Origin of the sequence: Acinetobacter sp. UBA5934 (assembly GCF_002430855.1) — a bacterium.
Lineage (GTDB): Bacteria > Pseudomonadota > Gammaproteobacteria > Pseudomonadales > Moraxellaceae > Acinetobacter.
In genome coordinates, this window is record NZ_DJDC01000109.1 from 2,190 (window position 1) to 2,689 (window position 500).

Consider the following 500-nt stretch of genomic DNA (forward strand, 5'->3'; position numbering starts at 1 on the left):
CCAGTTCACAGCCACCACCCAGGGCATAGCCATTTACAGCGGCAATAATCGGCTTACTGCAATCCACCAGGCTTTGCCAATATTGCTCGGTATGGCGTAAATACATTTGAGCTGTGGTCGCAGTGGTGAAATCTTTAATGTCAGCACCCGCCGCAAATACTTTTTCCCCGCCGGTCAATACGATGGCACGTACCGATGAATCCTGATTAAGCTGCTGAAAAGTTTCTGAAAGCGCCTGACGTAATTCCAGATTCAGTGCATTTCTTGCTTCCGGGCGATGAATTTCTACAATCGCCACGCCATCTTCTTGAATGGTGAGTTTCAATATTTGGGTGCTTTCCATAAACTTCTCATTTCGCAGTGCGGTACTTTATTTGCAATATACATAGTTTTATCAATCATTCAAGCCTATTTTATAGTATTTAAAATTTTTTATCGGGGTATAAATTTATTAAATATTAGATAAAATCAATAACTTAAATAAATTTTATTATTAAAAA

The 500-nt window shown here is 38.8% G+C and carries 1 protein-coding gene; it reads right to left on the reverse strand.

Annotated features, from left to right (window positions below):
• Positions 1–343, reverse strand: a 343-nt coding sequence (locus B2Y23_RS07725; RefSeq protein ID WP_291370034.1) for an enoyl-CoA hydratase-related protein, incomplete at its 3' end; no start/stop codon positions are given.
• Positions 344–500 lie beyond the last annotated feature (157 nt).